Source organism: Herbaspirillum autotrophicum, assembly GCF_001189915.1.
GTDB classification, from domain to species: Bacteria; Pseudomonadota; Gammaproteobacteria; order Burkholderiales; family Burkholderiaceae_D; genus Herbaspirillum; species Herbaspirillum autotrophicum.
The window spans coordinates 159,214-183,132 of sequence record NZ_LFLS01000002.1 but is presented as its reverse complement, the minus strand read 5'-3'; the positions used below and the strand labels follow the sequence as shown (position 1 = coordinate 183,132).

Annotated in this window: 20 protein-coding genes; 13 read left to right on the top strand and 7 right to left on the bottom strand. The window is 60.2% G+C overall.

Going from position 1 to position 23,919, the window contains the following annotated elements:
* Window positions 1–71: 71 nt before the first annotated feature.
* On the top strand, window positions 72–866 hold the full coding sequence (locus AKL27_RS02160; RefSeq protein WP_050460992.1) for an EAL domain-containing protein: 795 nt from the start codon (window positions 72–74) through the stop codon (window positions 864–866).
* 39 nt (window positions 867–905) lie between these two features.
* Here AKL27_RS02160 and AKL27_RS02155 read toward each other — a convergent pair whose 3' ends face one another.
* The gene (locus AKL27_RS02155) at window positions 906–2,441 is read right to left on the bottom strand and encodes a M81 family metallopeptidase (RefSeq protein ID WP_050460990.1); all 1,536 of its coding nucleotides are present in this window, start codon (window positions 2,439–2,441) and stop codon (window positions 906–908) included.
* Between the two features lie 230 nt (window positions 2,442–2,671).
* Between AKL27_RS02155 and AKL27_RS02150 the strand changes: the two genes are divergently transcribed.
* From AKL27_RS02150 to AKL27_RS02100, 11 genes are all read left to right on the top strand, one after another.
* Complete coding sequence (locus tag AKL27_RS02150; protein WP_083438810.1) at window positions 2,672–4,786, top strand: hydantoinase/oxoprolinase family protein; 2,115 nt, start codon at window positions 2,672–2,674, stop codon at window positions 4,784–4,786.
* A complete protein-coding gene (locus AKL27_RS02145; protein ID WP_050460987.1) occupies window positions 4,783–6,786 on the top strand; it encodes a hydantoinase B/oxoprolinase family protein in 2,004 nt (667 codons plus the stop codon). Before AKL27_RS02150 ends, AKL27_RS02145 begins: the two co-directional genes overlap by 4 nt.
* A gap of 33 nt (window positions 6,787–6,819) precedes the next feature.
* The gene (locus AKL27_RS02140) at window positions 6,820–7,938 is read left to right on the top strand and encodes an ABC transporter substrate-binding protein (protein ID WP_050460985.1); all 1,119 of its coding nucleotides are present in this window, start codon (window positions 6,820–6,822) and stop codon (window positions 7,936–7,938) included.
* Window positions 7,935–9,047, top strand: a complete 1,113-nt coding sequence (locus AKL27_RS02135) for an ABC transporter ATP-binding protein (protein WP_050460983.1) — start codon at window positions 7,935–7,937, stop codon at window positions 9,045–9,047. The genes AKL27_RS02140 and AKL27_RS02135 overlap by 4 nt, the downstream gene beginning before the upstream one ends.
* Entirely contained in the window at window positions 9,044–9,922 is an 879-nt protein-coding gene (locus tag AKL27_RS02130; protein WP_050460982.1) for an ABC transporter permease, read from the top strand. The genes AKL27_RS02135 and AKL27_RS02130 overlap by 4 nt, the downstream gene beginning before the upstream one ends.
* Window positions 9,912–10,727 carry an ABC transporter permease gene (locus tag AKL27_RS02125; RefSeq protein WP_050460980.1) on the top strand — a complete coding sequence of 272 codons (816 nt, stop codon included), beginning with the start codon at window positions 9,912–9,914 and terminating at the stop codon, window positions 10,725–10,727. Before AKL27_RS02130 ends, AKL27_RS02125 begins: the two co-directional genes overlap by 11 nt.
* Before the next feature lie 17 nt (window positions 10,728–10,744).
* A complete protein-coding gene (locus AKL27_RS02120) occupies window positions 10,745–11,629 on the top strand; it encodes an acid phosphatase (protein WP_269749172.1) in 885 nt (294 codons plus the stop codon).
* 226 nt (window positions 11,630–11,855) lie between these two features.
* Window positions 11,856–12,353, top strand: coding sequence for a sigma-70 family RNA polymerase sigma factor (locus AKL27_RS02115; protein WP_050460976.1), 498 nt, complete (start codon window positions 11,856–11,858; stop codon window positions 12,351–12,353).
* A gap of 21 nt (window positions 12,354–12,374) precedes the next feature.
* On the top strand, window positions 12,375–13,337 hold the full coding sequence (locus AKL27_RS02110) for a FecR domain-containing protein (protein WP_050460975.1): 963 nt from the start codon (window positions 12,375–12,377) through the stop codon (window positions 13,335–13,337).
* 166 nt (window positions 13,338–13,503) lie between these two features.
* Entirely contained in the window at window positions 13,504–15,954 is a 2,451-nt protein-coding gene (locus tag AKL27_RS02105) for a TonB-dependent siderophore receptor (RefSeq protein ID WP_050460973.1), read from the top strand.
* A 2-nt stretch (window positions 15,955–15,956) separates the two neighbouring features.
* Window positions 15,957–17,252 carry a PepSY-associated TM helix domain-containing protein gene (locus AKL27_RS02100; RefSeq protein ID WP_083438809.1) on the top strand — a complete coding sequence of 432 codons (1,296 nt, stop codon included), beginning with the start codon at window positions 15,957–15,959 and terminating at the stop codon, window positions 17,250–17,252.
* A gap of 91 nt (window positions 17,253–17,343) precedes the next feature.
* Here the strand turns inward: AKL27_RS02100 and AKL27_RS02095 are convergent, their stop codons facing one another.
* The 6 genes from AKL27_RS02095 to AKL27_RS02070 form a co-directional block, all read right to left on the bottom strand.
* Window positions 17,344–18,297 (bottom strand): ABC transporter substrate-binding protein, encoded by a 954-nt coding sequence (locus tag AKL27_RS02095; RefSeq protein ID WP_050460971.1) that lies wholly within the window; start codon window positions 18,295–18,297, stop codon window positions 17,344–17,346.
* Between the two features lie 90 nt (window positions 18,298–18,387).
* Window positions 18,388–19,164: an ABC transporter ATP-binding protein gene (locus tag AKL27_RS02090; RefSeq protein ID WP_050460970.1), complete on the bottom strand. Its 777-nt coding sequence runs from the start codon at window positions 19,162–19,164 to the stop codon at window positions 18,388–18,390.
* A 17-nt stretch (window positions 19,165–19,181) separates the two neighbouring features.
* On the bottom strand, window positions 19,182–19,925 hold the full coding sequence (locus AKL27_RS02085; RefSeq protein WP_050460964.1) for an ABC transporter permease: 744 nt from the start codon (window positions 19,923–19,925) through the stop codon (window positions 19,182–19,184).
* A gap of 2 nt (window positions 19,926–19,927) precedes the next feature.
* Complete coding sequence (locus AKL27_RS02080) at window positions 19,928–20,761, bottom strand: ABC transporter permease (RefSeq protein WP_050460961.1); 834 nt, start codon at window positions 20,759–20,761, stop codon at window positions 19,928–19,930.
* A 3-nt stretch (window positions 20,762–20,764) separates the two neighbouring features.
* Complete coding sequence (locus AKL27_RS02075; RefSeq protein WP_050460960.1) at window positions 20,765–22,192, bottom strand: NtaA/DmoA family FMN-dependent monooxygenase; 1,428 nt, start codon at window positions 22,190–22,192, stop codon at window positions 20,765–20,767.
* The gene (locus AKL27_RS02070; protein WP_050460959.1) at window positions 22,189–23,574 is read right to left on the bottom strand and encodes an LLM class flavin-dependent oxidoreductase; all 1,386 of its coding nucleotides are present in this window, start codon (window positions 23,572–23,574) and stop codon (window positions 22,189–22,191) included. The genes AKL27_RS02075 and AKL27_RS02070 overlap by 4 nt, the downstream gene beginning before the upstream one ends.
* 53 nt (window positions 23,575–23,627) lie before the next feature.
* Between AKL27_RS02070 and AKL27_RS27495 the strand changes: the two genes are divergently transcribed.
* Window positions 23,628–23,852, top strand: coding sequence for a hypothetical protein (locus AKL27_RS27495; protein WP_157056754.1), 225 nt, complete (start codon window positions 23,628–23,630; stop codon window positions 23,850–23,852).
* Window positions 23,853–23,919: the final 67 nt, after the last annotated feature.

Below are 23,919 nucleotides of genomic sequence, written 5' to 3'. Positions count from 1 at the left end.
TTTCCATATTGATGCAGCGTTTGTGAGGGTTTAGGCGTTGATCTGTCATCCACCATCTTGACGGCATTCATATGATCAGCGTTCACCCAGATCCCTCCGGCGATAGCCAGACCCGGCCAGCGGAGGGCAGTTGCAGTGGTTGTCACGGCGATGCCAGCCTGGATATTCAATTTGAGTATGCCTATCAGCCCATCGCAGAGTTTGCTACCCGATCGATATACGCCCATGAGGCGCTGGTGCGCGGGCCGCAGGGAGAGTCTGCCGCCAGCGTGCTGGCGCAAGTCAACGACGACAACCGCTATCGGTTTGATCAGGCCTGTCGGGTGAAGGCGGTCGAGGGGGCCGCAGCCTTGGGCATGACCGAGCTGCTGTCGATCAATTTTCTGCCGAATGCGGTGTATCGTCCCGAGGTCTGCATCCGCAGCACGCTGGCAGCGGCACGCAAGCATCAGTTTCCGATTGAAAACATCATCTTTGAAGTGACTGAAGGCGAACAGGTTCAGGACCGGGCGCATCTGGTCAATATTTTCAAGGAATACCGTCGTTTCGGATTCCAGACCGCGATCGACGATTTCGGCGCCGGCTATGCCGGTCTGAACTTGCTGGCCGAGTATCAGCCGGACCTGATTAAAATCGATATGGATCTGGTGCGCAATATTGACAAGAACAAACCGCGTCAGGCAATCGTGTCCGGCATTGCTGCCATGTGCCGGGAGCTGGATATCGGGGTGCTGGCAGAAGGTATTGAAACCAAGGCCGAACGCGACTTTCTGCTGAGTATCGGCATCACCCTGATGCAAGGTTACTGGTTCGCCAAACCGGCATTCAAAGCGCTGGCGACGATTCCGGCATCAGCCTGGGACTGAGTAACTTTCTTTCTCCCTGTTTTTGGGTAGCGTGCCGCATCACGCGCGGCGCGGCGCCTTGCGGATTGCCGCCGGCAGTTTGCTCCACGGCAGCCGGGCCGGATCGAGCAGGAACGCGCCGGGTGCGGCGCAGACCAGGATGGCACTGGCAAGCGGCGCAAAGTCGGCGCGAAAATGGACCGTACTCTTGACGGCGATGATGGATTGCGCGGCCGGTTCGATGCCGATGAAGCGCAACAGGGCCAGGTCCAGCAGTTGTACCGGTTTGGAAATCACCAGTACCCGAATGTCGTCGATCAGCAGGCAGGCGCTGGGACCGAGTGTCAACTGATAACCGCTGAAGACACTGCCGGTGGCGACCACATCACCCGGATGCAGCCGTTCCACCACAAATTCGGCCTCGAACGGCGTATCGCCGGCGATCCCGGATTTTCCGCCAAGAGACAGATGCAAGCAGGCACCGGTGCCTGCCGCATGCGCCGCTCGTGCAGCGGGCGGATCGACCAGCAAGCCCAGCACGGCACCCCTGGCGCCGGCCGCGACCAGCGCCTTGAGCAGGGTAGTGGTATCGGCGCTGCCGCCGGCGCCGGGATTATCCTGGGCGTCGGCGATTACCACCGGGCCGCCTTTGCTGGTGGCAATCCCGATAGCGCGTGCCACGGCCTCGCGGGCGTCGAGTATGTCGCCGCTGAACGCGGATTCCGCAGCGTTGACGGCTTCCAGCATGCGCTGCGCTGCGGCTTGCGCTGACTGTGCGGACGCGCCATAGGCCCAGACCGCAGGACCGCATTTGTCGACATCGGCAGCCGGAAATCCCATGGCAAACGAGACGCTGTCGGCAGCTTGTCCTTCCAGCGCTTGCTGCAATGCATACAAACCTTGCGCCGGCGCGGCGTCGGTACACTGCCAGCACAGCGGGATCAGATAGGGCACCCGCAGCCATGCGGCATGCGGCCGCGGCTGGCCGTCAAGCCGGCGCCGGATCCAGTCAAACGCGCGGGCGCCGGTGGCGGCCATGTCGACATGCGGATACGTGCGATAGGCGATCAGCACATCGGCGTTGTCCATCATCTTTTCCGAGACATTCGCGTGCAGGTCGAGGCTGGCGACCAGCGGTATATCGGGCCCGATGACCGCGCGCACCCGGGCCAGTATTTCACCGTCGGCGTCGTCGCTATGTTGCGCCACCATGGCGCCGTGCAGATCCAGATAGACCGCATCGGCACGGGCCTCGGCGATGCTTGCCGTCAACCGCCCGAGAATGCGTTCAAATGCATCGTGCGTGACGCGCCCGGAGGGGCCGGCAGCACACCACAGTGCCGGAATCAGGCGCGGCGCAGGGGCATCGCCGGTGGTTGCCTGCAACGCGGCATCAATGAAACCGGCAATGGGAATGTTGCTTGGCTTGCCGCTGCTGGCGGCCGTCATCCCGGTCAATAACGCTGCGCCTTCCAGCAGACCGGGCCAGGTATCGGCAGCGGCAAAGTCTTCCCAGCCCGTCGGCGTGTCGGCAAAAGTATTGGTCTCGTGCTGGAAGCCGCCGATGGCAATACGCTGGGATGGCAAGGGTGGCATTGATGTTCTCTGGTCAGTAAGTCACGTTGAAATTGCCCCAACGCTGGCAGCAAATGGGAGCAGATCGGGCAAGAAATCGCAAATGCGAATATCGCATATACTAATTCGGGAAAAGTAGTTTCAGTTCCCGGTGCCGCATCCTACAATCAAAATCTTTGCCTGCGCATCTTGCCGACGAGCCTCGCCCGTGCTCGAGCATGTGCGCCGACAGTTTTTCTGGAGTATCCGTAGTGAATTCCGATTCTTCCACAGGCGCACGCATAGGGATCGATGTCGGAGGTACTTTCACCGACTTCGTTCTGTACCATCCTCAACGCCAGCAACTGGCCTACCACAAAGAACCCAGCACACCATCAGATCCGGCGCTCGCGGTGCGCAACGGACTGGCTGCGCTGATCAAACAATGCGGTTTGGCGCCGTCCGATATCGGGGTGCTGCTGCATGGCACCACGATCGGCCTGAATGCCATCATCCAGCGCCGTGGCGCCCGCGTGGGTCTGGTGGTCACCGACGGTTTTCGGGACGTGCTCGAAATCGGCCGCGCCCGCATGCCATCCTCATTCGATTTTCACGCTACTCGGGAAGAACCATTCCTGCCGCGCGAGCGCGTGCTTGAAATCGGCGCGCGCTTCAATCGCGACGGCCAGCCCGTGCGCTGGCCGCACGCTGATGACATCGCGCTGACGGCACGCGGCATAGCCGCACTAGAGGTCGACGCCGTCGTCGTGATGCTGATCAACGGTTATCTGCAGCCGGAACGGGAAGCCGAACTGGCGGCCGCGTTGCAGGCGGCATTGCCGGTCCGGCCTGACGCCACGGCACAGATCGCGGTCTTGTCGGCAGCGCAGACCTGGCCCGAAATCCGCGAATACGAACGGACCGTGGTGGCGTCACTCAATGCCTATATACAACCGCTGATGCGCCGTTATTTCCAGCGACTGGAACAACTTGCCGCCGAGTTGGGCGTGCAGGCGCCGATTCTGGTGACCGCTTCCAATGGCGGTTCCTTGTCGTTGAAAGCGGCATTGGCGCGACCTATCGATACCGTGCTGTCGGGCCCGGCATCGGGTGTGGTGGCGGCGGCGCGGCTCGCGGTGGAAACTGCCGTAGCGCGCATCGTCACGTTTGACATGGGCGGCACCAGCAGCGACATCGCGGTATCGCAACATGGTCAGGCGGAGATGGTCACGCGCACTGAAATCGGCGGCTTGCCGCTGGTGTTGCCGGTGGTGGGCGTGTCTGCCATCGGCGCCGGCGGCGGCTCGAAAATCCGGGTCGACGAACACGGCGTGCTGAAGGTTGGTCCGGAAAGTGCCGGTGCCGATCCGGGACCGGCCGCATACGGCCGTGGCGGCAGCAGCGCCACCGTCACCGATTGTTATCTCGCTACCGGCGTACTGGATGCCGATGCCTTCGTCGGCGGTGCCATGAAACTTTACCCCGAACGCGCCCAGGCAGCACTGGAAACAGTGGCCGCCGCGCTCGGTAGCAGTGGCCGCGATGGCGCTATCCGCGCCGCCTCTGGCGCACTCGCCATCGCCACCGCCCAGATGGCCTCGGAATTGCGCAAGAGTCTGGCCCAGCGCGGCCTCGATCCGGCTGAATTCGCATTGGTGCCGTTCGGCGGTGCCGGTCCGACCCATGCCAACTGGCTGGCCGAAGAAGCCGGTTTGAAGCATGTCCTGATTCCATTGAAACCCGGCACTTTTTGCGCGCTCGGAGCGGCCACCGCCGATCTGCGGCGCGATTTCGTACGCAGCCTGCGCGCCACGCTCGATGACAATGTCGCCAGCCAGGTCGGCGCTATCTGGCATGAGCTGGAGACGCAGGCGCAGGAATGGTTGCAGCAGCAAGGCGTGACCGGCACCAGCCAGCCCGCGTTGCATCCGGCACTCGACATGCGTTATGCCGGGCAAGCGTATGAACTCAATGTGCCGATAGCACATCCGCTGCCGTCACCGTTGAATGCGGCGTTTCTGATCGAGGCGTTCCACCGCGAGCATGAGCGGCTTTACGGTTTTCGCGACGAGGCAGCACCGGTGGATGTATCGACCATCCGGCTGGCCATCGTCGGCCATCTGGTGGCGACCACCAGCGCCAGGCGATTTGCCGGCAGCGGCGCAGCGCAGGTCCACGCCCGACGCCAGGTCTTCTTGCGCGGCGGCTGGCACGATACGCCGATTTACCAACGCGACGCGCTCGGCGCCGGCGATGTCTTGAACGGCCCGGCCGTGATCGAACAGGTCGATACCACCATTCTGGTCTTGCCCGGATGGCAGGGACGTACCGACACGCTGGGCAATTTGCATCTGACGCCAAGCGACAACCAGGGAGCGCGCACATGAAACTCGATCCGATCAGCCTCGAAATCCTGGGCAACAAACTGACCTCGATTGCCGAGGAAATGTGCCTGACGCTGCAACGTACCGGGCGCACCTTGTATGTGAAAGAAACCGCGGATTTTTGCTGCGCACTGGCCGGACTGGATGGCAAGTTTTTCGCTTATCCGCGTGCACTGGGCGTATCCGGCTTCGTCGGCCTCGATTGCTCGACCGCCATCGCGGCAGTCGGCGCGCTGGAACCGGGCGACGTGATCCTGACCAATGATCCTTATCGTTCCGGCGGCCTGGCGACGCACTTGCCGGACTTGCAGGTGATCGAGCCGTATTTCCATGAAGGCCGTATTGTTGCTTACGGCTGGGGCTTTTTGCATGCGTCCGACGTCGGCGGCAAAGTACCGAGCAGCATCTCGCCCAGCAACCACGAAATTTTCCAGGAAGGCTTGCAGATTCCGCCGCTGAAAATCATGCGGGCCGGGCACTTGAATCAGGATGTGGCGTTGCTGTTCCAGGTCAACAGCCGCACGCCGGATGCCAACATGGGCGACCTCAAGGCCATGCTGGGGGCGCTCGCCACCGGCCGCGAACGGGTCGCGCAGACGTTACAGCAACATGGCGCGCAGGCACTGCTGGATGCGCAATCCGATCTGGTCGAGTATGCCGCGCTACGGGCCCGGGCAGTGCTGGCACAAGTGCCGGCCGGCACCTACCGCTTTACTGATTATCTGGATGACGAAGCCGGCTCCGGCTTGCCGGTGCGGATTGCGCTGGCAGTGACCGTCGGTGGCGGCAACATCCAGCTCGATTTCACCGGCAGCGACCCGCAAGTGGCCGCCGCGATCAATATTCCAAGTCATGGCCGCCCGCACGCGTGGCTGACGCTGCGCATTCTGGCGCTGGTGGCGACGCTCGACAAGAGTGTGCCGATCAACGCCGGTCTGCTGGCACCGGTATCGGTGATTGCACCGGCCGGCAGCGTGGTCAACCCGCTGCCCGGTGCAGCAGTCGGCGTACGGCATGCCACCGCAGTGCGCGTCAACGACGCCCTCAACGGTGTGCTGGGTCAGGCACTGCCTGATGCCATGCCGGCTGCCAGCGGCGGCACCATCATTCCGGTGGTGGTGGCCGAACCGGCGCGCCATGGCTTCGGGCAAAACGTCCAGGTGGTCGAGCCGATGGTCGGCGGCACCGGCGGTCGCCGTGGCCACGATGGCGCGGATGGCCGTGACAGCAGCATTTCCAATCTGTCGAATAACCCGGTCGAAACCGTTGAGGCCGAAACCGGGGTCGAGATTGTCCATTACGGTTTGCGGCGCGACTCCGCCGGTGCCGGTCAATGGCGAGGCGGCAACGGTCAGGAAATCCGTTTCCGTGTATTGCAGGATGACAGCTTTGTACTGGCGCGCGGCATGGAACGCTTGCGCTTCCGTCCGTGGGGCGCCCATGGCGGCGGTCCCGGTGCGCCAGCCAGACTGGTATTGCATCGCGCCGGCCAGGCGTCGCGTGAACTCGGCAAGATCGACTTGCTGGCAGTTGCCGCCGGCGATGAAATTGCGATTCAGACCCCGGGTGGCGGTGGCTGGGGCGATGCCTTTGCACGTGATCCGGCGGCAGTGCTGACCGATGCGCTGCGCGGTTTGTTGTCGGTGGAAGCGGCACGACGCGACTATGGCGTGGCGCTGACGGCAACTGAGGCTGCTGACACTGCCGGAGCGCTGCAAATAGATCAAGCGGCGACCGCAGCATTGCGCAGCAAGCGCGCCGCCATCAGCCGCTTCGGCCCCGAGCGCGACGCCTGGGATCGGGTATTCCCGGTGGCCGCGCTGGATCGCCTGAGCACGGCATTATTTGCCATGCCCTCGGCCATCCGTGCCCGCCAGCGGCGACAGGTATTTGCCGCGGCACTGGCAGAATTGCCGGCAGGGTTTCCACAGGAAGCCGCCAGCGATCAGGCCATCACTCTTGCCGCAAGCCGTTTTGCAGAAGCCATTCCAAGCACATCCTGAACGCATTCAGATAAACACCAGACTGGAGAAAACATGAAACCGATCCGCCTTACCCGCATCATTCCAACCCTGGCGGTGACCATCCTGGCCATCGCTATCCTTGCCGCGTGCGGCGATAAAAAGCCGGAAGCACCGCAAGCCGCAGCCGCCCCTGCCGCCACCGACAAAGTGGTGATCGGCGTCTATGGCGGCGATTGGGAAAAGAACATTCGCGCCGCCGGTCTTGAGCAATATGCCAAAGACAATAACCTGACCGTCGAAATTGTCCCGGGTGCCGATGCCGAGTGGCTGGCCAAGCTGCGTGCCGCGAATGGCAACAAGCCGGCATATGACATCGTGGTGTTCCAGCCCGACTCGGTACAGCGTGCGGTTGCCGCCGGCTTGCTGGAACCGCTTGAGGCCAGCAATATTCCTAACCTGTCCAAGCTGTATCCCTCGGTGCAGGAAAAATTCACCAAAGACGGCAAGACCTATGCCGCAGCCTTCAGTCTCGGCCAACTGGGACTGGCTTACCGTACCGATCTCGTAAAGACGCCGCCCAAGAGCTGGCTCGATTTGTGGAATCCGGAATACAAAGGTCACGTCGCGATTTCTTCGCCAAGCTATGCCGCCGGCTTGCAATTCTTTGCCGGTCTGACCCATGCACTGGGTGGTGAGCTCAAGAACGAAGCCGATGTCGAGCGCACGTTCAGCAAACTGGCCGAACTGAAGAGCAATGCGGTGGCATTCCCGGACAGCCCGGGTGCGATCCAGACCTTGCTGGAACGCGGTGATGCCTGGGTGGTGCCGTACTGGGATGGTCGTGTATTCGCGTTGCAAAAGAGCGGCCTCAAAGTCGGCTTCGCTTATCCGACAGACGGCCCGGTAGTGGGCGCCGCCAACTGGGTAATCGCCAAGGGCGCGCCGAATCTGGCCAATGCTTACAAGTTGCTTGATTTCATGTCCAGCGACAAAGTACAAAAGGCGTTTTCCGACGGCTCGCTGTACGGCATGACCAATCGCGACGTGCAATACAGCGATGAGCTGAAGGGCAAGGTTCAGGTGGGCGAAGAGGCGTACAAGAAATTGATCTGGATCGATTACGAAACGGCCACGCCGAAGGTGACCGACTGGACCAACCGTTGGTCGCAAGCGCTGGGCAACGGCAAATGAGTGCGATCGACATTCACGGTGTAGAGCATCGCTTCGGTGCACTGCAGGCGCTGGACGGGGTTGACCTGTCCATCGCACCGGGAGAATTCTTTTCCCTGCTGGGGCCGAGCGGGTGCGGCAAGACCACCCTGCTCAACATCATCGCCGGCTTTCTGGCGCCCGGTGCGGGCAGGGTAGTGGTGGGCGGCAAGGATATCACCGGCCTGCCGCCGCATCAGCGCGACATCGGCATGGTGTTCCAGAGTTATGCCTTGTTCCCGCACCTGAATGTATTCGACAACGTCGCCTACGGCCTGCGCGTGCGCAAGGCCAAGAGCGACGATATCCGCGCCCGGGTCAGCGAGATGCTGGATCTGGTGCGGCTGTCCGAGCTGGCGCAGCGCATGCCGCATCAGCTTTCGGGCGGTCAGCAGCAACGGGTGGCGATTGCGCGCGCGCTGGCGATCCGGCCGCAGGTATTGTTGCTGGATGAACCGTTATCCAATCTCGATGCCAAGTTGCGCAAGGAAATGCAAACCGAGTTGCGCCGTTTGCTGGGCAACGTCGGCGTCACCACCGTCATGGTGACCCACGATCAGGAAGAAGCGCTCGGCCTGTCGGACCGCATCGGCATCCTTGGCGGCGGTCGCTTGCAACAGGTAGGTACGCCGCTCGAACTGTACCGACGGCCGGCCAACCGTTTCGTGGGGGAATTTGTCGGTCATGCCAATCTGATCGAGGCGCATGCCGGCGGCAATGGCATTTTTCTGGCCAACCGGCATTTCGCCGGCCCCGCAACACCGCTGCAACTGCAACCGGCCAACCCGCATGCGGGCACCCGTGATGCACTGTTCCTGCTGCGTCCGGAGCGTATCCGGCTCGCGGCAACCAGCGCCGGGGAGCACCCGGCAGCGGCGCCCAACAGTGTCACCGGCACCGTGCGCGATGCCAGTTATACCGGCGCCGAACTGCATCTGACCATCACGCTGCCGGGGGGCGGCGAACTGGTGGTGGAAACTCCGGAAGCCAATTTCACCGCAGTGCCTCCCGCCGGTACTGCCGTGCGTCTGGCATGGAACGCCGATGACCTGACCATGTTGCCGGCCGCAGACGGAGACGGGCGGTCATGAGTCGTTTGTCCACCTCCGGCAATTCGCTGTTTTCCTGGTTGCTGCTGGCACCGGGTATGCTGTTCCTGGCCGCTTTTCTGGTGGTGCCGGGAATTCTGCTGATCGGGCTCAGCCTGCATGACGTCGACGGCATGCTGATGACGCTGCCCACGTACAGTTTTTCGCAATATATCAATGTGTTTACCTCGGCCAGTTATGCGCGTGCGCTGGGCACCACCTTGTGGGTGGCGGCACTGACGGCCGTGTTGTGCGTATTGCTGGCGTATCCGGCAGCGTGGTTGCTGGTGAATACCCGCAGCCGCACCTGGCGCACCGTGTTGTATGTGATCCTGATTTCACCGCTGCTGACCAGCGTCGTGATCCGCACCTTTGCCTGGATCGTATTGCTGGCCCAGAACGGCCTGATCAATGATGTCTTGCGCCGCTTCGGCCTGATCGATACGCCGCTGACGCTGCTATGGAACATGAAAGCGGTAATCGTCGCCTATGTGCAGGTCATGTTGCCATTCGCGGTGCTGCCGCTGGCCACCTCGCTGGGAGAAATTCCTGCCGCCTTGCCGCGTGCTTCGCACAGCCTGGGCGCCGGCGCCCGGCATACCTTCTTGCATGTGGTGCTGCCATTGACCATTCCGGGCATGATGAGCGGTGCCATCATCGTTTTCGCGCTGGCCGCAGGCAGTTATGTGACGCCGCTGCTGATCGGCGGACGCTTGCAACCGTTGCTGCCAATCGGGATTTATCAGCAGGCCTTGCAAATTGCCAATCTGCCGCTGGCGGCGGCGCTGTCATTGACCTTGCTGGTCGTGACGGCGGCCATCGCGGGGCTGATGAGCTATGTTCAAAAACGTTGGGAGCGCCGCGTCTATGGCCACTGATCGCGATCTGATACCGGCCGCAGGCGGGCTCTGGCATTGGGCCGGGAAAGCTGCCGGCATGCTGGTGTACCTGTTTCTGATCTTGCCGGTGCTGGTGATTTTCCTGTCCGCATTCAGTCCCGGCGCGTATCCGCAATTTCCGCCCGAGTCGCTGTCGCTGCACTGGTTTCAGGCATTCTTCGAGAATCAGGCCTGGCTCAAGGCATTGCAGATCAGCGCCTGGCTGTTGCTGGTAGTGACACCGCTGACCACCTTGCTGGGCACCACGGCAGCCTATGCCTTGGCGCGTTTGCAATTTCGTGGTCGCGATGTGCTGCAGGCGTTCGTGCTGTCGCCGCTGATCATCCCGCAGGTGGTATTGGGCATCGCCTTGCTTTACGTGCTGACCGGCATGGGTCTGGCCGGATCCCTGACGGGACTGGCAATCGGACACATTCTGGTGGCGCTGCCTTACGCGGTGCGCACCGTGAGCGTCAGTCTGGCCAGCATGGATCGCCGCTTGGAAGCCGCTTCCATGAACCTCGGCGCGACACCGGCCTATACCTTCCGCCACGTGACGCTGCCGTTGATCAAACCGGGTATCGTCGCCGGCGCCGTGTTTGCGGCGGTAACGTCATTCGGTGAAGTTTCGGTCAGCCTGTTCCTCACTGCGCCCGGCACGGTCACCATGCCGGTTCGTATCTTCACCTATATCGACCAGACTTTCGATCCGGTGGTAAACGCCATTTCCGCGATTTTCATCATCCTTGCAGTACTGGCGCTGGTGTTGATCGAACGGACGATTGGGTTGACCAAGGCGATGTAAAGCCCGGCGCTGCCGGATTGCACCAGGGTCAGTATGACGGCATGATGAGGAGTAGGGGAGAAGCAGGATGGTACCGGTTCCGGCTGGCGCCTGAGGTAAGATGGAGCACCGCTGTTTCTGTCCGGGAGCCGCGCTCATCCGTCATGACAAATCAAAGGAAACGCCAAATGAACGCAAGAGGCCTGGCAGCAATCATGATCGCTTGTGGCCTGTTGCATGCATCCGGGGCGATGGCCAAAGGCGCAGCAGGTTTTCTGAATGGCCAGACCGCACCGGACAGCCTGGCCATCCTGCCACCGCCACCGGCTGAAGATTCGGTGGCTTTCCAGGCGGATAAAGCCCAGTACGAAACGGGGCACGTTTTGCGCGATCCGGAGCGGGTTGAGCAGGCCCGACAAGATGCGGACTATCGCAATTTCGGTCATGCCTTCTCTGCAGCGTTCGGCATGGAAATATCAGCGACCCATACACCTGTGTTGTACCAGTTGTTGACGGAGGTACTGCAAGACAGCCACGATTACGCCATGAAGGCCGCCAAGAATCACTACAAAAGAGTGCGGCCTTTTGTCGTCTATAAAGACCCGACCTGTACTCCCGGGCAAGACGAGAAAATGGCGCTCAGCGGTTCCTATCCTTCCGGGCATGCTTCTTTCGGCTGGGCAGCGGCGCTGGTGCTGGCAGAAATAAACCCGGCCCGGCAGACAGAAATACTGCAGCGCGGCTATGCCTTTGGCAAAAGCCGGGTAATCTGCGGCGCGCATTGGCAGAGCGACGTCGACAATGGCCAGCTCATGGGCGCGGCCGTGGTGGCGGCGCTGCACTCCAACAGTCAATTTGCCGCCGCGCTCAATGCGGCGAAAAACGAGTTTGCGGGATTGCGTGCGCAAGACAACAAGAAATGACTCCGGTGCGGATTGATGCGGCCGGAATGCAAACAGACTCGGGAATGGCCGGGCAGCTTTTTTAACGCTTTGATCGGATGTGCAATAGCGGTCGACGGCAAAACACATCGGTGTTGTCACGCAACATCGGTGCAGACAAACGTTTGCCAAACCAGAAATAATCAGGTAATTTGTTGAGAATAATTCTTATTCATCCATTCTCTCCATTTCGCCCGGAACGTCCCCCTTGTCACGCACCGCCTCCCATCAGCAGGTCCATGCGCTATACAGCGATCATCACAACTGGTTGCATGGATGGCTGCGCAAGCGGCTCGGAAATTCATTCGATGCTGCCGATATTGCCCACGATACTTTCGTGCGCGTGCTAAGCGGTGGCCGTACCGTACTCGGCGATGAACCACGTGCCTTGCTTACGCACATTGCCAAGGGACTGGTCATCGACCACTGGCGCCATCAGGACGTGGAGCGGGCCTACGCCGAATCGGTTGCCGGCTTGCCCGAAGCACAGGCACCATCCGAGGAAGCACGTCTGATCATTGTCGAGGCATTGATGCGTATCGACGCCATGCTCAAGGCCATGGCCGGCAAGACGCGCGAAGTCTTTCTGCTGTCGCAGGTGGAAGACATGCCTTATACGGCCATCGCAGCGCGGCTCGACATCTCACTGGTGACCGTCAATCGTCATATGCGCAAGGCCTTCATCGCTTGCATGATGATGGATTGAACCAATTTCCGGATCGCCAACATGAATACACCACCTGCGGTTGATCCCGCGCTGATCGGCGAAGCGGCCGACTGGCTTGTGCGTCTCGGTCAGGGCAATCTTTGCGCGACTGAACAACTTGATTTCGAACGCTGGCGCAACCGCAGTCCAGCCCATGCTGCGGCGTGGCGGCGGGCCGAAAGCGTCATGCAGACCTTCGGCGCAGTGCCGCAAGGCTTGCGCGGCGCTGCCTTGCATGGACTGGAAAAGAACGACCGGCGGCGCGCCCTCAGCCGGCTGGCGGTGCTGCTGGCAGCAGCGCCAGCGGCGTGGATGCTGTACCGCGAATTGCCGTGGCAAAACTGGAGCGCCGACATCCGGACCGCTACCGGCGAGCAAAAGCGCATGACCCTGGCCGATGGCACTGAGCTGGTGCTCAATACTGCCAGCGCGGTCAATCTGGTGTTTTCCGCCAGCGAACGGCGCTTGCGCTTGCTGGCCGGCGAGATCATGGTGACCACCGGCAAGGACCCGTCACCGCATTACCGTCCGTTCATCGTCGAGACCGCGCAAGGAACCGTGCGTGCGCTCGGTACGCGTTTCACGATGCGGCAGGAATCGCAGCAGACACAAGTGGCGGTGCTGGCCGATACGGTCGAGATAAAGCCGTTGCACGCCGACCGGACAACCCGCCTCACGGCAGGGCAATCAGCGGTGTTCGGCAGCGATGGCCTGGCTGGCGAGGTGAGGGCGGCCGACCCGGCTGCGGCGTTGTGGGAACGCGGTCTGTTCCTGGCGCAGAACCTGCCATTGCCGGTACTGCTGCGGGAGATGGGCCGTTATCGCAGCGGCATCCTGCGTTGTCATCCGCAACTGGCCACGCTCAGGGTTTCCGGCGCGTTCTCGGTGATGGACAGTGACGCCACGCTGCGCCTGCTGGAGCGCACGTTGCCGGTGCACATCAATGCGCGCACCCGTTACTGGGTCACGCTCGAACCGGCCTGAAAATATTTTTCCGGAAAGATGACACTTTTTCCCGTGCTGGCGCGGTGTACCAGATAAGAGGCGCTGATCAGCCTCCTTTATCTGGAAGCCCGGACGCTGCAGCGCGATTGCTGCGCATGCCCGCGACTTCCTGCGCAAAGTACACAAGGGAAAAGGGAACGCAACAATGGCAATCAAGCAATACCAGAACGCTGGCGCGCGCCGCACATCGCTGGCAATCACCATCTGCACCGCCACCGCATTCATGGGCCTCGGCCCCGCGCTGACAACTGCCGTACATGCAGCACCGGTCAGTGCGGACGAGCCGCTCAAATCCGCGGCGACCAAAAACTACAATATTGCCCCCGGCCCGCTGGGCAATGTGCTGGCGCAATTTGCAGCACTGGCAGGGGTGCAGTTGTCGTTCGATGCAGCGCTGGCAACGGTACAGAGTCCCGGCCTCAACGGTGTCTATACCGTGCAGAGCGGTTTTGCTCAATTGCTGCGCAATACCGGCCATGAACTGGTGGACCTGAAAGACGGCAGCTTCACCGTGCGCAAGAGCGCACCGCTGCAAGCGTCTTCGTTACCGCACGTGCTGGTCAGCGCCGCCGCCGGCAAGGAAGACGTCAATGGCCCAGTCAACGGTTTGCTGGCCAGGCGCAGCGCCACCGGCACCAAAACCGATACCGCCATCATCGACATTCCACAGTCGATTTCAGTGGTCGGCCGGCAACAGATGGAAGAACAAAAAGCGCGCACCATCCAGGATGCACTGGGCTACAGTGCCGGCCTGATGACCGGTATTTCGGCCAAGAGCCCGCTGTTCGACGACACCCTGAGCATCCGTGGTTTCGAAGCCAATCCGCAACTGGGCAGTTATTATCGTGACGGTATGCGATACATGGTGAACCTGTATAACGGCAAGCAAGAAATCTATGGTCTGGAACGCATCGAAGTATTGCGCGGTCCGTCGTCAATCCTGTATGGCGCTGCGGCACCGGGCGGCATCATCAATACCGTCACCAAACGGCCACCAGCCACGCCGCTGCACGAAATCAATCTTGAATACGGCAGCAATCAGCGCAAGCAGATTTCCGGCGATTTCGGCGGCCCGCTGGATGATGACGGCGTGTGGTCCTATCGTCTCACGGCACTCAAGCGCGAGAGCGGTACCTCGATGAACTATGGCCGCGATGACCGCACGTACATTGCGCCTGCCTTGACCTGGCGTCCCAATGCCATGACGTCGCTGACGCTGCTGGGCAGCTATCAGCAATCTGACAGCATCTATCCGCCGGCGCTACCGCTGACCGGCTCGTTGCTGGCCAACCGCAATGGCCAGCTCGGCACCAGCACGTTTCTGGGCGAACCCAATCTGAACCGCTTTGAAACCAATACCGGCACTTTCGCGTACCTGTTTGAGCATGCGTTCTCTGATACTTTGAAACTGCGCCACTCATTGCGCTATTACCAGTCTGATCTGACACTGCGCTACACGTTGCTGACCGGTGACGTGGCCGCCGCCAATCAGCGCCTGGTGCCTCGCTCGGCACGCGGCTACGACGACGAGACCGGCATCCTGACCACCGACACCAGCCTTGAACAAAGTTTTGATACCGGTCCGGTGCGCCATACCGTGCTGGCCGGCGCCGACTTCACGCGCGCCAGTTATGACAGTGTGCGCACGCGCGGCAACCTGCCGGCCATCAATGCCTTCAATCCGGTGTACCTGACGACGCCGGTCACGCTCGGGCCTTATCGCTCATTTCGCACCGAGGAGAAAAAGCTCGGCCTGTATCTGCAAGACCAGTTGAAACTGGCCGACAAGTGGGTGTTGCTGCTCGGTGGGCGCTATGACCAGTTCCACATGATCAATAATGTTTTGCACGCCCCGGCCACCAGTACCGACGAAACCGATTCCGCCTTCACCGGCCGCGCCGGTCTGGTCTATAAGGCAGCCAATGGCTTAGCGCCCTATATCAGCTATACCGAATCGTTCGAACCGACCAGCGGCGTCGACCGCCTCGGCCAGCGTTTCAAACCAAGTTCCGGTACGCAGTGGGAAGCCGGCCTGCGCTATCAGCCCGAAGACAGCGATACGCTGATCAGCGCCGCGCTGTTTAACCTGACCCGCACCAACGTCCTGACACCCGACCCGCTGTCGCCGACCGATTCGGTGCAGAGCGGGGAAGTGCGCTCGCGCGGTCTGGAACTGGAACTCAAGACCCGTATTGGTCGTTACATTGACGTGATCGGCGCTTATACCTACACCAACGCCGTCGTCACCAAGAGCAACAACCCGGCGGAGCTGGGCGAAAACTTCAATTCACCGAAAAATATCTTCTCGCTGTGGGCCAATGCCAAGCTGGGCTTTATCGATTTGCCGAAATGGAGTGCCGGCGCCGGTGTCCGTTACGTTTCGGCGCGTCCGGACCGACAGTCGATCCAGGCTCGCGGCGGCCCGTCCTATACACTGTTCGATGCCCGGCTCGGTTTCGAAAGCGGTTCCTGGCTGTACGCACTGAATGCATTGAACCTGGCCGACAAGGTCTATATTCCGTCGATGTGCTACGCCGGCCTGTGTGACTACGGCACGCCGCGCCAGGTCACGGCCACCATGACCTATCGCTGGTAAGCATGCGCACCGTTGTGGTCATGCTGCACCGCTGGGCGGGGCTGTTCATTGCGCTGTTTCTGATCATCGCCGGACTGACCGGCGCGCTGATTTCCTGGGACCGGGAGATCGACGCCTGGCTCAATCCGTCGTTGTATCAGGCTGCCAGCGGCGGTATTGCCACCGTCACCACGCCGGCCACGTCGCTGGCGCTGGCCAACCGGCTGGAGGCGGCCGATCCGCGCGTGCGCATCAAGTATCTGCCGCTCAGCATCGCGCCCGGGCATACGCTGGGCCTGACGGTCACGCCGCAAGTCGATGCCGTCACCGGCAAGCCGTGGAAACTCGATTTCAATCAGGTCGCACTCGATCCGGTCACCGCTCAGATACAGGCGCGGCGTCTGTGGGGTGAATTCTCATGGTCGCCGCAAGCGTTGATGCCGGTGCTCTACAAATTGCACTACAGCCTGCATATTCCGCCCGCCGGCGGACTGCCGCTGGGCAACTGGTTCATGGGAGTGGTGTCGCTGGTATGGCTGCTTGATTGTTTCATTGCCTTGTACATCGCCTTTCCTCATCGCGCTTCATGGCGCAAGTCGCTGGCGTTTCGTCTGTGCAGCGGCATGCCGAAACTCAATTTCGACCTGCATCGCTCGGGCGGGGTCTGGTTGTGGCTGTTGTTGCTGACCATGGCAATGACATCGATTTCGATGAATCTGCCGGAGGTGGTCAAGCCGATGGTTGGCGCGATCTCGACGCTGACGCCCGGTCAATACGACCAGCGTCGGCGCCACAAATTGCCTGCCACGCCCCGCGTATCGCGTGAAAAAATTCTCGCCAGCGCCACCGCCGAAGCCCAACGGCGCGGCTGGAAACTGCCGCCGGGCGCGATTCACTACAGCGCGCCCTACGATGTGTACGGGGTCAGCTTTTTCACGCCCGGTCAGGATCTGGGCGGTGCCGGACTGGGCAATCCATGGTTGTATTTCGACGGTAAATCCGGCACGCCGGTGGCAGAAAAAGTCCCCGGCAGCGGCAGTGCAGGGGATATCTTCATGGCGCTGCAATTCCCGTTGCACTCGGGACGTATTGTCGGCTTTGGCGGACGCATCCTGATTTCAGTGCTCGGTGTCGCCATCGCGCTGCTGAGCATCACAGGATTGTTGATCTGGGCCCGGAAAAAGCAGGCACGCGCACGCACGCTGAACAGATCGTGGCAAATCGTTAGCGGAGACGGAGATGGGGACTGGGCCAGGCTTGAGGAAGCTGCCCCGAAAACTGGCAAGTCCAGGGCGATGAAGCGATGTGATGGCAGGTGACGACAGATGATAAGTGATGAATCCTGTGCTGGTTGAATCGCAATGATTCAACCAGCGGTGTATTACTTGCGGCCAGATGCCGTGCAGGAGATCAAGGCTTCCAGAAGATGCTGTTGACGTCCGGCGCCTGCTTGATCAACCCATAGCGCTGGAGATCGGCGGCGATGATCTTGAGTTTGTCCAGCCCCGGATTGTTCGGGAAGTCATTGAGGTCGGCCGCATAGACCAATTCTTTGTTGAAATGGAAATTGGCGATCACGGCATCACGTCCTTCGTTAGGATGGGCGGTGGTGTATTCGTTGGCCTTGTCGATGGCGGCATTGAATCGCTTGAGGACGTCGGCGTGGCTGGCAGCATATTTTTTGCTGGTAATGAAGTAACCACCGACGGCACCCGGCATTGAACCGGAATTGACCGACAGTATCGGTTTCAGGCCGGCCTTGACCGCAGCGGCACCGGCAGGTTGCGCCAGCCATACCGCATCGATGGCGCCAGACTTGACCGTGCTATAGGCATCTTCACCCGACACCTTGGTCCAGGTCAGCTTGCTGAAATCGCTGACGCCCAGGTTTTCCAATGCCTTCTTTGTGGTCCACTCGGAAATGTTGTTGATATAAGGCGTGCCGATATTGGCGGTCGCCAGTTGCCGGGCTTCCTTGATCTTGCTGTCCGGTGCGACATAAATCCGGTACGGGTCCTTGCTGCTCTGGGTCGGATGTGAGTAGGTGGCGTGAATCAACAACAACGGCAATTTCTTGTCGAGTGCTTGCAAATCGCTGACCACATTGGCGTAACCGATATCGTACTGACCGCTCAGCACGCCCGGCAGAATAGTGGCGCCGCTGCTGCCGGTTTCGACGGTGGCGTCCAGTCCTTGCTCCTTGAAAAATCCTTTATCCCGGGCCAGCAGCAGCGGCGCGGCTTCCAGCGTCGGGATGATGGCAATTTTGACCGGAATCAGTGTTTGCGCCTGTACCGATAATGCGGGTGCCAGTGCTGATGCTGCCAGAAGTCCGAGCAAGCCTTGCTTTAGGTTTTTGATCATAAGTGTTCCTGAGAGTGAATGACGCGGCGTCAAGCTGCCGCAATAAAAATAGGGATAGTGTTGAGGAGACTGCGGCTGAGAATCACCTCTTCAGGCGGCAACAAGTGCCTCCGGGTTTCTGATCGATTGCAGCACTTCAGCCCGTACGGATGAAAACTGCGGCAGTGATTTGGTACCGATCTGGTCGCGCACTGGCGGCAGGTTCACGACCACTTCCTTGAGAACAACGCTCGGCGCCCGGCTCAGCACCACGATGCGGTCACTCATGTAGGTCGCTTCATCGATGTCATGCGTCACCAGAATCACGGTGGCCTCGGTTTCCTGCTTCAGTTGCAATACCAGATCTTCGAGTTCGGCCCGGGTCTGGGCATCCACCGAGGCAAACGGTTCGTCCATGATCAGAACCTTGGGTGAGTAAGCCAGCGCGCGGGCAATGGCAACGCGTTGCTGCTGACCGCCGGAGATCTGCGACGGACGCTTCTTGCCCATGCCGGCCAGGCCGACGCGCGCCAGAAAATCAGTGGCAATCCGGCTGCGCTCCTTGGCGCTGCCGATCAGATTATCCAGCGGCAGCGTGATATTGCGTTCCAGCGTCAGCCACGGATACAGTGAGCGCGCGTAATCCTGAAACACGACGGCAAAATCTTTTTGCGGACCGGTGATGGCTTTGCCTTGATACTGCACCGCGCCGGAACTGGGCTGATGCAAACCCGCCAAGGCCTTGAGCAGCGTACTCTTGCCGGCGCCCGACGGGCCAACCACACTGACAAATTCGCCTTGTGCAACATCGAACGAGATGTCGCGGATGGCTTCCGTTACGCCGTGCGCGGTCTGGTAACGCTTGCTGAGATGAGAAATGCGGATCATGAAAACGTTCTTTAAGGTCAGGTCAATCGTTGCAGAATGTGGCGCCTGGCAACAGCAAAGGCGCTGTTCAACACATACCCCAGCACGCCAAGCAGCAATACGCCGGACCACATGCGCTGCACATCGTAGGTGTACTGGGCGTTGAGAATCACCGAGCCGATGCCGGTAGTGGCGCCCACCATCTCGCTGGTCACGGCGACCACCAGACTCAATGGGATGGCTACATGAATGCCGGTCAGAATGCGTGGCAACAACGCCGGCAAGACCACCGTCCAACGCCGGCTGGCGGCATTCAGCGAAAACACGCGGGCGGTTTGCAGCCATTGCTCGGGAATGCCGCGATAACCGTCCAGCGTATTGACCAGCACCGGCCACATGACTGCCAGCGCGATATTGAAGATTTTCATTTCCTGGCCGATGCCAAGGATGGAGATGGTAATCGGCAACAGAATCACGTTCGGCATGCAACGCAGCAGTTCGACCGCCGGCATCAGCGCCAGATAAGCCAGTCGCACTTGCGACATCAGCAGCGCAATGACGACACCGCCAATGACGCCGGCGATCAGACCGAAAATGATGTTGCCCAACGTAGCGGCAATGTCGCGCAAGCCGGCCGCCGATTGCCAGTAATGCCAGGCGTCGGCCAGCATCTCTTGCAGTGGCGGGAAAAACGGATTTTCCGAATGACGGCTGAGCAGCCACCAAATGCCGAGGAACAGCAGGAAGCAGAATATCTCGAACAAGACTTTTTTCTGGCGCATGTTTATTCCTTGCCGTCCCGGCGCACAGCGGGATTGGCCCATGCCGCCAGCGACAGATTGACCAGCAACCCCAGAATCGACGCCAGCAGCACGAAGGCGTACAGCCGGGTGTAGTTGGAGCCGGCATACGCAATGGCAATTTCCTTGCCGATACCGGAAATGCTGGCCAGATATTCCATGCTGACCAGCAACACCAGCGCGGCCGAACTCCCGATACGGATCGCCGTCTTCAGATACGGCACCATCGACGGCAGGCGAATCGACAACAGTATTTGCCGTTTGGTCAGGCCGAAGCAACGCGCCACATCGAGCGCGACCGGATCAGTTGCATGCACTGCCGCGAGAAAGATCGGCAATACTTGCCACACGGTGCCGAAAAACGTCAAAAATAATGCCCCTTCGACATTCGAACCCAGCGCCAGAATCACCAGAGGAATCAGCGCCGTCGATGGCACCGGCCGGATGAATTCAAGAATGGTGCGGGTACCGGCATAGGTGTAATCGTTGAGATTGACCAGCAAGCTCAGCAGCAGCGCGACCAGCAAGGAAATCAACACCGACAGCGCCCAGGTGATCAGCGTGGCCGTCAACGGCGGCCAGATCTGGCCCGAAGAAACCAGTTGTGCAAATGCCGTCAGCACGTCCAGCGCCGGTGGAAACTTGGCGCTGTTGATCCAGCCGTAGCGGGAAGTCAGATCTTCCAGCAACAAAAACAACAAGGTGCCGATGACCGCCGATATCAGCAGCGGATGCTGTTTCCGCCAGGATGAAAACGGCAGCCCTGAGGCCGGCGTTGCATAAGTGTTGCCTGGTGTGGCAGAGGAATATGCCTGCATGCGTTATACCGGCTTGGGTTGATTGAAATGCTCGCGCAAGGTATCGCCGGCGTAATCTTGCCGATAGATGCCGCGTCGTTGCAATTCCGGCACCACCAGTTGATTGAAGCGATCAGCGGAGTAGGGCAGGAACGAAGCAAAAATATTGAAACCATCAGCTGCGCCGTTGTCCAGCCAATACTGCATGTAGTCGGCCACTTCTTGCGGATTGCCGACCACGGCCGAGGTCTGCGCAATCGAGGCGTGCACCAGATCCAGATAAGTGATGCGCTGACTGGCGACGGCTGCCGTGGTGGTGCGGCGTGTCAGCCGCGTGATGTAGGCAAAAATATCCTTGCCTGCATCCGAGGCTTGCGCCAGCGTTTCCGGCGGCACCAGATCGGTCAGCGCATGTCCGCGCACGTCGACGCCGATGGCACCGGAGGCCAGACTGAGGTTGCGTTTGGCGCCCCGTCCCAAGCCCACATACTGGAAATGCGGTTTGCCGGCATCATCCTTGGCGGCCAAGGCTTCCGGGCTGTCTTCAGGATCCAGCAAGATCAGCTTGTTTAACGTATCGTAAGTGGCAACCGCTTGTTCGGTGGTTTCTTCGACCACCACGATCAGGCCCGGAATGATCTTGACGTCGTCCGGATTGCGTCCGTATTGCCGCGCGCGGCCCTTGACGTCATCGTAATATTCTTTGGCTTCTGCAAACACGGCCTGACCGGTAAACAGGACATCGGCATAACGACCGCCGAGATCACGCGAGCGTTCGGAGGTGCCGGCATGCAACAGCACCGGATAGCCTTGCGGCGGGCGCGGCAAATTCAATGGTGCATCGAAACGGATGTGCTGGCCTTCATAGGCCGGATTATTGATGCGATCCAGTCGGATTTCGGCACCGCCATCGGGCGTCGGCGCATATGCGTCTTCTTCCCATGATTGCCACAGACGGATTGCCGCCTCGGTAAATTCCTGCGCCCAGTCGTAGCGTTTTTCATTGCTCCAGTGCTCGCCGCGGCTGAAGTTCAATGCGGCAGCGGCGTCGGCGCCCGTGACAATATTCCAGGAAGCGCGGCCCTTGCTGATGTAATCCAGCGAGGTCGCCATGCGCGCCACGGTATACGGGTCGTTGTAAGTGGTATTGGTGGTGACCACCAGACCGATCTTGTCGGTCGCGGCGGCAATCGCGCTGGCGACGACAAACGGTTCCAGACGCGACATCTGGCCAGGATTGGTTTTGGCCAGCGCCGGGTCGGCGACCAGGCGATCACCAAGAAAAATGAAATCGAATTTGGCGCGTTCTGCTGCCGCCGAGATTTGTTGAATGAATTCGATATCGTAGGCGCCATCGGTCTTGGCCAGGGGATGACGCCAACCGGCCGAATGCGTGCCGGTGGCCCAGAACATCAGGCCCAGGTGTAGTTGTTTGCGTTTCTTTTCAGTCATGCTGATTTCGTTGATACGACAAAACTGTTGGGTGGCCGCGGCAAATTCAGCGCGTCCCGCAGCTGTGGATGCCGCGCGCGGCTTTCACGGTTGTCATGGTTGTGAGTGCTGCGAAATGCAGCAGGCAGCAGACGCGCAGCGAAGCTCGCATCGAGATAGTGCAGGGCGGCAGGCGCAAGCAAGACGCCGCTATAAGGACTCGATGCTGCGGACAACGCCTGTAGCGCGCATTCCCAATCGGCAGGCGTGCCAACGAATACTTCCCGTCGATCTGCATGCGCGCGCAACAAGTCGAGCCAGCGCAACGCCGTAGCGTCCCGGTTGATCCCGCTGTAACGGAAACGCTCAAGCGCAATGGCCAGCAGTGATTTTCCGTAAGAATTAAGGCGTTGCAATACATCGGCGTCGACAAGTTCTTGTGAATCACGGTTGCTCAGGTTTTCCCCAAGGGCGTGTCCCAGCGCGGCAAGATTACGCTGGCCGACGGGCGCAAGCGGTGTTTCATTCTCGGCGGAGGTACTGACCCACCTGTGACCGTGCAGATCATCATCCAACGCAATGGCATCGACATGCGCTATCAGTTGTTGCCGGCCGACAGCAATGTCATCGGCGATAAACGGCACCAGCAATTTCCAGATGAGGCCAGACGCATGCAGCGCGGCGATGTCGCTATCCGCAATTGCGCTGGCGATCAGCAGATCGTAAGCAAGCGCGCCGCGTGCATGCGCATTTTGCGGTGTCAGGAAGTGAATCCGGGGGACATGACCTTGCGGCGGGCGCGCTACATTCAACGGGCCTTTGACTGAAAAGTGCGCGCCGCGATGTTCCAGAAAGTGAACTTTATCCACATCGACAAACTCTCCGGACGCCTTGTCGCGGATGAATGCATCGTCTTCCCAGGTATCGAACAACCGATTGACCACGGCGAGACTTTCCTCGCGCCGCGCATGCCGGCTGGCGGCATTGGTGGCCGCGCGTTGATGATTGGCAGCGGCATTGCCGCTCTCACTGTCCGTCACCAGCCACGCCGCACGCCCATGACTGACATAGTCGAGCGACGCCAGCAACCGCGCCAGGCTGAAAGGCTCCACATAGTTGGTGTTGGCGCTGACCGCAACGCCGAGCGTGCGCGTCTTGCAAGCGATATACGCGGCTTGGGTGAAATTTTCGAGACCGTTTTTGGCGCCGCTTTTTACTGCAGATGAATCGAGTTCATCATCCAGTACCAGCAGCGTGAAACCACTGTTTTCTATATCGCGGGCGTAGCTGGCAATCTGATCGATAGCAAACGGATTTCTTCGGGGGCTTCCTGATGTTGTTCCAATGGTGTGCGGAGCGTGCAGGAGAAGCCCGAAGTTGAATGGCTTCTGTGAGGCGGACATTGCATAGACTTTTAGTTGAAGCAGTCACGCCAGAATAACGATGAAGCAGTTTTATGAAAAATAAGATTTTCGGATATTCATATTTGGAACATGGTGCATTGCATTTCGTCGTTGGCCGCATTGGCCCGGATGAGGTGGTTTCATCCGGCCCGGTTTCCGGCTCAACGAAATTTCGCCCGCACCGGAAGACCCAGCGACTTGACCATCGAAACGATCGTCTTGCCAGCTTCAGACCGCAGAAGCCAGTTATCGATGATGCGCGTGTGCACTGGAGCTGAACGCGAGCATTACTGCAATGATGATGAATTTGCGCATGATGTTTTCCCCGGCTGTTGAACAGTTGAT